We start from the raw sequence: 8,145 nt of genomic DNA on the forward strand, positions 1-8,145 counted from the left end.
CGAGCACCCCACGCTTGCCTGCACTCACTGCACCGCCCTGCACCGTTGAGCCATCACGAACACCTCGGACGATCGCGAGCCGCCGGTGACTGGTGATTGCTTGATTAGATCCCGCAGCGTCTCGCGCACCCTCGGATTGTTGCGCACGAGCTGCGGCGATGTGCGTTCCGCCGTGCGGAGTTCCGTGAACGCCTCATCGCCCTGTCCGTTGAGCGAGAGGGCGCGCGCGAAGTCGATGCGGTGCGACACGCTGCGTTCCTGCGGCATGTGGTCGACGTTGATCCGGCCGTGTTCCACCACGTACGACACGTTGTCGAGGTCCAGCTCAACCGACAAACGGTGAAGCAGGACGTTCGTGGGTCCGAAGCCGGTCTGCCAGTAGTTCTCATCCGAGCCGAGATCATCCGCGAGTTCCTCGGCTCGGTCCAACAGACCGGTTGCGGTGGGCCGGTCCTGGTGGCGGGCCGCTGCGACGGCGGCCCGCAGGTGGATCATCCCCAGCAAACTCAGTGCCGCAGGGTCGTTCTCGGTCACCCGAGACGAGAGCCACGCGGCGGCCGTGTTGCCCAGCTCCAACGCGTCGTCGTAGCGGCCGTTGGCCAGTAGGGCGTGTGTGCCGGACCGTGCGGCGGACGCCAACACGAGCGGGTCGTCAGACTCGTCTGCGGCACGCATCGCGCGCTCGGCAGCGAGCCATGAGATGTCCGATTCGCCGATCTTCGCGAGGGTCGTTGCTGCGAGGTGGTGGGTACGGGCCGACACTGCCCAGCAGTCGCTACGGTCCTCGCCGCGCCGGGCGGCTCGCTCCTCCAGCTCTTGGGCGGTCTGGAGGAGAGCGGGGAGTGCGGCGATGACGCTGCCGAGCCGCCCACCCTGGTAGTCGTTCCAGGCCTGCTCCACACGCACAGCCACGGGCGCGGGGGTGGGGAGCTGCACCTCAGCCTCGGGACCGAAGAGCAGACGAGACAGCCGGCGCGGGCTCATGAGTGCGTCGCGCACGGCCGGAACGTCGTCCTGCTGCTTCTCGTCCTCCATGAGCACGGTTTGACCGAGCAGGTCCCCGAGGGGCGCGCGTAGGACGCGCGAGAGCTCCGCGAGCATGTCGATCCGGGGAGGCTTCCGGCGCCCCGTCTCGATCTTCGCCAACCAGTCGGTGCTTCGGCCGACCAGTCCGGCCAAGACCTCTTGCGTGTAGCCGCGACGCTTGCGGTAGAACGCGATCCGTTCGCCGATGCTGAGGTGATCTCCGAGACCACGCATTGCGTGCTGCCTCCTGTTGTTGGGGGCTTGCTTCACGGTACCGAGTCGGTGACGGGGCTGGTAGCTGACCTCGGTCGCTGCTTGGTTAGATGCAGCGTGGGGGACTGAACGGTGAGAGACCCGGACACAGTGTCCGGGTCCATCGAAGGACGAAGATGCCCAAAGGCCGTGCCCAGTGGCCTCAGTTGAAGGCATCATCTGGAACATGACGACACCGGCTAGCCCGTCAGGACAGCAGACGAATCTTCGAAAGGTCTTTTATCAATGCCAGTTGGGAAAAGGCGATCTCGACAGTATGTTCGCAATGGCGTGCGAGGGGATACCTGTGCCGGAGGTGAAAATTTCAACTACGGCCGGAGAGACACTATTCTGGAAGTCCTCCCTGGAAGAGCTCGTTGCCACCGTTCAGCGCGAAGCACCAGAAATTCATGGGGATTGGGCAAATCTCACGCTCCAAGCTAGCACCCCATCCCAGGACAGAGGGGTGAAGATAACCATAGACAAGGAGAGAACTGAGGTTAATGTCTCGGGGTCAGATACAACTTGGGCGTTTGGCCAGATAGCAAGGATCGAAAAATTTCTGGTCTCGCGTGGTGCGGTCTTCAGTTCTCCCAAGTATGAGAACACCGTCACCTTGCTGACTCTCGCCTTCTTTGTGGGGCTCGGCACATTCTTTGTGATTCATGGCGTGGATAATGAAACCGTTGCGGACTGCGTTAGAAGAGCAGAAAAGGCTCCCAGGAATCAAACCTTCTTCAACATCTTCATGACCTTGGCGTTCTCCTTCGGATTGCTTTTTCCATTCTTTCAATTCTTGAAGCGTCGGGCGCTCCGGGCGCAGTTGAAAGTTGATGTAGATATGCCAAGAGGTACATGGTGGGCGCGACTTTCCAACGGGGAGAAAATTGCCGCCGTTACCATTCCTCTGACCGCACTAGCAACCCTGGGCGCTATAGCTACAGCAGTTAACGATCTTTGGGGCAAGTGACGAAGTGCCGCCCTTGCTTGACGGCTTCAGCCTCCGTTTTCCATACGGGAAGGGGTTGCACTTAGACTCCGCGGATCGTGTTAAGCACTCCTAGAAGGCCATGAACGCGGCGCCCGTACAGGATGGCAAGAATGGCAACGCCGCATCCGCCGATTACATAGGTGTCAATTCCATTGGGAAGGGAAAGAAGTCCCACACCGATCGCACAGCCAGCGACCAAGACTGCGGATACGGCCAGCCTCAATGGTTCCCAGTCACGCACCGGTATCAGCTCGGTGTCAAAGTCCTCTTCATCAAGAAGTGCGCCCATTCTTCCCTCTATAGAGCGGTTGCTGATCTTCATAAGCAGGCAAGCCAGGGGTGTCAGCGCAATGTCCCCTTCCTTATCGACGCGAGTTTCAGCCTTCCGTAATTGGGAGACAACCAGTTGGGCGTGCTTCTTCACCGCACGTTTTCGGTGCGACCGGACGGGTAGTTGGTCACTGTAACGGTGAAGGGAGAGGATCCCGTCCTCGACCCGACTCATCTGCTTCGAGAGTTCCCGCATGGCGTCAGGGCGCCGCGCTAAACTCGCTCTTTTGACCTTGGCGCAGGCTGTCACGGCATGCGCAAGTCCGTCCAGCGCGCTGTAGCGGCGAAATGTGCGCATTTTCTTGGAGAGGGACCCTCTTTGCCCCATTGCTGTGCGATAAGCAATGACTGGCGGAATCCACTGAATAGCAGTCCATGCTGCGGCGCCTGCTATCGCCCTGACGACGGGGGAGGTAATGGTCTCGGTGAGACTTCTGAAGTGACCGCTTTGTACTGTGTCCCACCCCTGAATGGCTGCTGGAGTGAAACCCATGTAAGTACGCTGGGCGTCACCCTTGATGTAATTCGTAATCATTCCGTCAACCCAGCTGAGGGCAAAAAAAGTGCAAGAGAGCCCGATTATTGGTACTAACCAGCTTCGATAAGAGCGAGCGCGGAGTAGAGCGCGCATCTGCCGTGAAGCCGGAGGGAGGGACAACTCCGCCAGGCTATCTTGTAGTTCATTTATGAGGCTTTGGGCTGCCCTGGATTGCCTCGCGTCGATGCGTCGCTTCATCTGGCCGATCACATTGACCGATCATGCCATCTCATGTCCGACATCACTGCCTGATTGAAGAATCGATGCTGGTGAGCGGCGGCTGAGTGGCCATCTGGGGACGTGGGTGCTGCAAGTTTTCTGATGGACTGGCTGGGCTGTCACGAGTACTCGTGCGGCGGACCACGGGCCGTCTGTGGGCCGTCGAAGGGCGGCCCCCAACAGCCAACGACGACCCCTGACGACCGCTCGATACAAGGCCCGCGCTGCGCCAACGTCGATCACCTCAGGTCGCTCCGGTCCGGAGTCACTTCCTGCGGAACAAGAAGTCGGAGTGGGAGGAGTACCGCAGCGAGGTCACGGCGTTCGAGCTGCGGAAGAACCTGCCCGCGCTGTAAGGGCGGTGCCGTCTCCTGACGAGCGGGGAGAGGGGCCGGCGGTCATCGACCGCCGGCCCCTCGTCCGTTTCTCCGGCTTCGAGGCCTCCCCGAGCAGCCGCCGCAACTCCGCCACCTCCGGCTCCAGACACTCCACGCACGAGTCCAGGTACGCGTTGCCGGAGTCGTCGTGTGCCCGGTCAGCCCCCCTGCCGCTTGAGGTCCGCCAGCAACTGGTGCAGCGGTTCCGTCGCCCGGCGGCGGTACTCCTGGATCGCCCAGCCGTTGCCGTCCGGGTCCGTGAAGTGCATGAACGTGGCGCCGTCGTCGGGGGCGTACTGGACCGGCTCCGAGACGTCGAGGCCGCGTTCGACGAGTTCCGCGTGGGCCGCCTTGATGTCGGCGACGCACAGTTGCAGGCCCTGGTAGGAGCCGGGCGCCGGGGTGGGGCCCGGGGTCATCTCCCAGATCGAGTCGCCGAGGGCGATCGAGCAGCCGGAGCCGGGAGGCGTCAGCTGGACGATCCGCATCCCGGGCATGACCTCCTGGTCGATGTCCACGTGGAAGCCGACCTTGTCCCGGTAGAAGTCCCGGGCACGGTCGATGTCGGTCACCGGCAACGGGATGACTTCGAGTGTGAAGTCCATGGCGTGACTCCTTCGTCAGGCATCGGTGAACCGCCACCTCGTCTGGCTGAACGGCTCCCCCTTACCGAACCCGAAACAGGTGCGCGGCGCCACCGCGTAGACGGCCGCGTGTCCCGCGCCGTGGTGGAAATAGCCATCCCGTACTTCGAAGTGCCAGAAAACGCCGTACTTCGCCTCCCACGCGGCGGCCAGTTCGCGTAGGCGCCCGTCGTCGGTCACGCGCGTCGCCTCGCCCTCGACGACCAGGTCGTAGCCCTGGTTCCAGGTGTTCGTGCCGGTGGTCAGCACGACGTGCGGGTTCTCGGAGAGGTTCCTGGCCTTGCGCTCCTCCGGGCCCGTGCAGAAGTGCAGGGCGCCGTCCGACCAGACCGCCGGCAGCGGGGTGACGTGCGGGCGGCCGTCGGGGCGCACCGTGGTGATCCAGAACAGTTCGGCGGCCGCGAGCCGCGCCTCGGCCTCCTGCCAGTCGGTCGCGGTGGCTGTCTCGTCGCTGTAGCGGCGGTCCAGACGGGTCTCGGGGTGCATGGTGGTCATGAGCGTCCTCCCGGCCTGTGGCTTTTCACAGGTGCAGACCCCGTCCGCCCGCCGAACTCATCGGCGCTTCCCCCGGCCCGTGCGGTTAGGCTCAAAGCCACACGACCTTGATCCGATGCAAGTCCGAGGAACAGTGCGAGGGAGGCCCGGATGACGGCGGCGCCGGGGCGCAGGAGCAGTACCTTCACGCGGCTGCTGCGGCACGGTTTCACCGACGCCTCCGCCGCCGAGCGGCTCCTGGACAGCGCCGAGCTCGCGCCCCTGCGCGACGACCCGGTGCTGCTGGACGCGCTGGGCGCCACCGCCGACCCCGATCTCGCGCTGCTCGGGCTGGTCCGGCTGCTGGAGGCCCAGCCGGATCCCGGCGCCCGCAGGCAGCTGCTCGACACGCTGATCTCGTCCAAGCCGCTGCGCGACCGGCTGCTCGGTGTGCTCGGCGCCTCCACCGCACTCGCCGACCACCTCACCCGGCACCCGGACGACTGGCAGGCGCTCGTCATGTACGAGGCGTACGACCTGCACCCCGGGGTGGAGGAGTTCGAGGCCGGTCTCGCACAGGCCACCGACCCCGTCTCCCTGCGCGTCGCCTACCGGCGCTGCCTGCTGTCCATCGCCGCCCGGGACGTGTGCGGCACCACCGGCGTCGCCGAGTCCGCGGCCGAGCTCGCCGACCTGGCCACGGCGACCCTGCGCGCCGCCCTCGGCCTCGCCGGGGCCGTCGCGCCCGAGGACGCCGCCCTGTGCCGGCTCGCGGTCATCGCGATGGGCAAGTGCGGCGGCCACGAGCTGAACTACGTCTCGGACGTGGACGTCATCTTCGTCGGGGAGGCCGTCGAGGGCGCCGACGAGACCAAGGCCGTCCGGGCCGCGACCCGGCTCGCCTCGCACATGATGCGGATCTGCTCGGAGACGACCGTCGAGGGGTCCATCTGGCCCGTGGACGCCAACCTCCGGCCCGAGGGCAGGAACGGCCCGCTCGTGCGGACCCTCTCCAGCCACCTCGCCTACTACCAGCGCTGGGCCAAGACCTGGGAGTTCCAGGCGCTGCTCAAGGCCCGTCCGGTGGCCGGCGACCTCGACCTCGGCGCGGAGTACGTCACCGCCGTCCAACCGCTGGTGTGGAAGGCCGCCGAGCGCGAGAACTTCGTCCCGGACGTGCAGAAGATGCGCCGCCGGGTCGTGGAGAACATCCCCGTCGCCGAGGTCGACCGCCAGCTGAAGCTGGGCCCGGGCGGCCTCAGGGACGTCGAGTTCGCCGTGCAGCTGCTCCAGCTGGTGCACGGCAGGGCCGACACCTCGCTGCGCAGCGGCACCACCCTCGACGCGCTGAAGGCCCTCGCCGCCGGCGGGTACGTCGGCCGGTCCGACGCCGCCCAGCTCGACGAGGCCTATCGCTTCCTGCGTTCCATGGAGCACCGGATCCAGCTGTTCCGGCTGCGCCGCACCCACCTCGTGCCCGAGGACGAGGCCGAGCTGCGCCGCATCGGCCGCTCCCTCGGCCTGCGCACCGATCCGGTCGCCGAGCTGCTCCGCGAGTGGAAGCGGCACGCCACCGTCGTACGGCGTCTGCACGAGAAGCTGTTCTACCGGCCACTGCTCGACGCGGTCGCCCAACTCGCCACCGGCGAGGCCCGGTTGAGCGCCGAGGCGGCCCGGGAGCGCATGGTCGCTCTCGGATACGCCGATCCGGCCTCCGCCCTGCGCCACCTGGAGGCGCTGGCGTCCGGTGTCACCCGCAAGGCCGCCATCCAGCGCACCCTGCTGCCCGTCATGCTGGGCTGGTTCGCCGACTCGGCCGACCCGGACGCAGGTCTGCTCAACTTCCGCAAGGTGTCGGACGCGCTCGGCAAGACGCCCTGGTACCTGCGGCTGCTGCGGGACGAGGGCGCCGCCGCGCAGAACCTCGCCCGCGTGCTGTCCGCCGGCCGGCTCGCGCCCGACCTGCTGATGCGCGCCCCGGAAGCGGTGGCGCTGCTGGGCGACGGGGACGGCGGCGGCCTGGAGCCGCGCTCACGGGCCCATCTGGAGCAGGAGATACTCGCCGCGGTGAACCGGGCCGACGGGGCAGCCCAGGCGGTCACGGCCGCCCGTGGTGTGCGCCGCCGCGAGCTGTTCCGTACGGCCGCCGCCGACATCGTCGGCTCCTACGGCACCGAGGAGCAGCCCGTCGAAACCGACCCTGGCGCCCTGGTGGACCGGGTCGGCGGCGCGGTGTCGGACCTGACGGCCGCGACCCTCGCCGGTACGCTCCGCGCGGTCGTGCGGGACGGCTGGGGGGACAGTCTGCCCACCCGGTTCGCGATCATCGGCATGGGCCGGTTCGGCGGCCATGAACTGGGCTACGGCTCCGACGCGGACGTGCTGTTCGTGCACGAGCCGCGCGACGGCGTCGACGAGCGGGAGGCCGGGCAGGCCGCCAACAAGGTCGTCTCCGAGATGCGCCGGCTGCTCCAGATCCCCAGCGCCGACCCGCCTCTCCTCATCGACGCCGACCTGCGCCCGGAGGGCAAGTCCGGCCCGCTCGTGCGGACCCTCACCTCGTACGCGGCGTACTACCGCAGGTGGTCCCTGACCTGGGAGTCGCACGCGCTGCTGCGGGCCGAACACGTCGCCGGGGACGAGGACCTGGGCCGCCGGTTCATCGAGCTGATCGACCCGCTGCGCTACCCGGCGGACGGGCTCGCCGAGGAGGCCGTCCGCGACATCCGGCGGCTGAAGGCCCGCATGGAGTCCGAGAGGCTGCCGCGCGGTGCCGACCCCAAGCTGCACGCCAAGCTGGGCCCGGGTGGTCTGTCCGACGTGGAGTGGACGGTGCAGTTGCTGCAACTGCGGCACGGCGCGTCCGAGCCGGGCCTGCGCACGACCCGGACGCGCGAGGCCCTGGCCGCCGCCCGCACGGCCGGTCTGATCACGGACGAGGACGCGGCGGTCCTGGACGAGGCCTGGGTCCTCGCGACCCGCGTCCGCAACGCGGTGATGCTGGTACGCGGCCGGGCCGGCGACACGTTCCCCACGGAGCCGCGTGAACTGGCCGCCGTGGGACGGTACCTGGGCTACGGACCCGGCCATGCCGGCGACATGCTCGACGCGTACCGGCGTACGGCCCGCCGGGCCCGGGCCGTGGTGGACGAGCTGTTCTACGGGGTGACGGAGCGCTAGGGCGTGTCCGCAAAGTCCCGCCTGCCCCGCGACGCCCGGCACGCCCTCTCGCCGCACCGGGCGAACACCCACGTACAACCAGTACGCGGGCGTCCGCCCGGCACTCCCCCAGCC

The 8,145-nt window shown here is 67.2% G+C and carries 6 protein-coding genes and 1 pseudogene; 3 read left to right on the forward strand and 4 right to left on the reverse strand.

Translation table 11 applies throughout. The annotated features are described in order from the left end of the window. Positions 1–24 precede the first annotated feature (24 nt). On the reverse strand, positions 25–1,260 hold the full coding sequence (locus QC385_RS35700) for a helix-turn-helix domain-containing protein (RefSeq protein WP_279545531.1): 1,236 nt from the start codon (positions 1,258–1,260) through the stop codon (positions 25–27). A 205-nt stretch (positions 1,261–1,465) separates the two neighbouring features. On the opposite strand from QC385_RS35700, the gene QC385_RS35705 reads away from it, so the two are divergent. After that, positions 1,466–2,248 (forward strand): hypothetical protein, encoded by a 783-nt coding sequence (locus QC385_RS35705; RefSeq protein WP_279545532.1) that lies wholly within the window; start codon positions 1,466–1,468, stop codon positions 2,246–2,248. Between the two features lie 61 nt (positions 2,249–2,309). Here QC385_RS35705 and QC385_RS35710 read toward each other — a convergent pair whose 3' ends face one another. Continuing rightward, a complete protein-coding gene (locus QC385_RS35710) occupies positions 2,310–3,092 on the reverse strand; it encodes a hypothetical protein (protein ID WP_279545533.1) in 783 nt (260 codons plus the stop codon). A 533-nt stretch (positions 3,093–3,625) separates the two neighbouring features. Here QC385_RS35710 and QC385_RS44365 point away from each other — a divergent pair. After that, a pseudogene (locus QC385_RS44365) lies at positions 3,626–3,712 on the forward strand (glutamine synthetase); the annotation flags it as partial. 179 nt (positions 3,713–3,891) lie between these two features. Here the strand turns inward: QC385_RS44365 and QC385_RS35715 are convergent. Both QC385_RS35715 and QC385_RS35720 read right to left on the reverse strand, forming a co-directional pair. Continuing rightward, positions 3,892–4,338 (reverse strand): VOC family protein, encoded by a 447-nt coding sequence (locus QC385_RS35715; protein WP_279545534.1) that lies wholly within the window; start codon positions 4,336–4,338, stop codon positions 3,892–3,894. Between the two features lie 15 nt (positions 4,339–4,353). Then, positions 4,354–4,872, reverse strand: coding sequence for a pyridoxamine 5'-phosphate oxidase family protein (locus tag QC385_RS35720; RefSeq protein ID WP_279545535.1), 519 nt, complete (start codon positions 4,870–4,872; stop codon positions 4,354–4,356). A gap of 150 nt (positions 4,873–5,022) precedes the next feature. On the opposite strand from QC385_RS35720, the gene QC385_RS35725 reads away from it, so the two are divergent. Next, a complete protein-coding gene (locus QC385_RS35725; protein WP_279545536.1) occupies positions 5,023–8,031 on the forward strand; it encodes a bifunctional [glutamine synthetase] adenylyltransferase/[glutamine synthetase]-adenylyl-L-tyrosine phosphorylase in 3,009 nt (1,002 codons plus the stop codon). Positions 8,032–8,145: the final 114 nt, after the last annotated feature.

Source organism: Streptomyces sp. DH10 (genome assembly GCF_029813805.1).
Lineage (GTDB): Bacteria > Actinomycetota > Actinomycetes > Streptomycetales > Streptomycetaceae > Streptomyces > Streptomyces coeruleofuscus.

Coding starts and splice junctions, on each gene's coding strand:
- QC385_RS35715 (WP_279545534.1), bottom strand. CDS start 4,338: ATGGACTTCACACTCGAAGTCATCCCGTTGCCGGTGACCGACATCGAC.
- QC385_RS35710 (WP_279545533.1), bottom strand. CDS start 3,092: ATGGGTTTCACTCCAGCAGCCATTCAGGGGTGGGACACAGTACAAAGC.
- QC385_RS35720 (WP_279545535.1), bottom strand. CDS start 4,872: ATGACCACCATGCACCCCGAGACCCGTCTGGACCGCCGCTACAGCGAC.
- QC385_RS35700 (WP_279545531.1), bottom strand. CDS start 1,260: ATGCGTGGTCTCGGAGATCACCTCAGCATCGGCGAACGGATCGCGTTC.
- QC385_RS35725 (WP_279545536.1), top strand. CDS start 5,023: ATGACGGCGGCGCCGGGGCGCAGGAGCAGTACCTTCACGCGGCTGCTG.
- QC385_RS35705 (WP_279545532.1), top strand. CDS start 1,466: ATGACGACACCGGCTAGCCCGTCAGGACAGCAGACGAATCTTCGAAAG.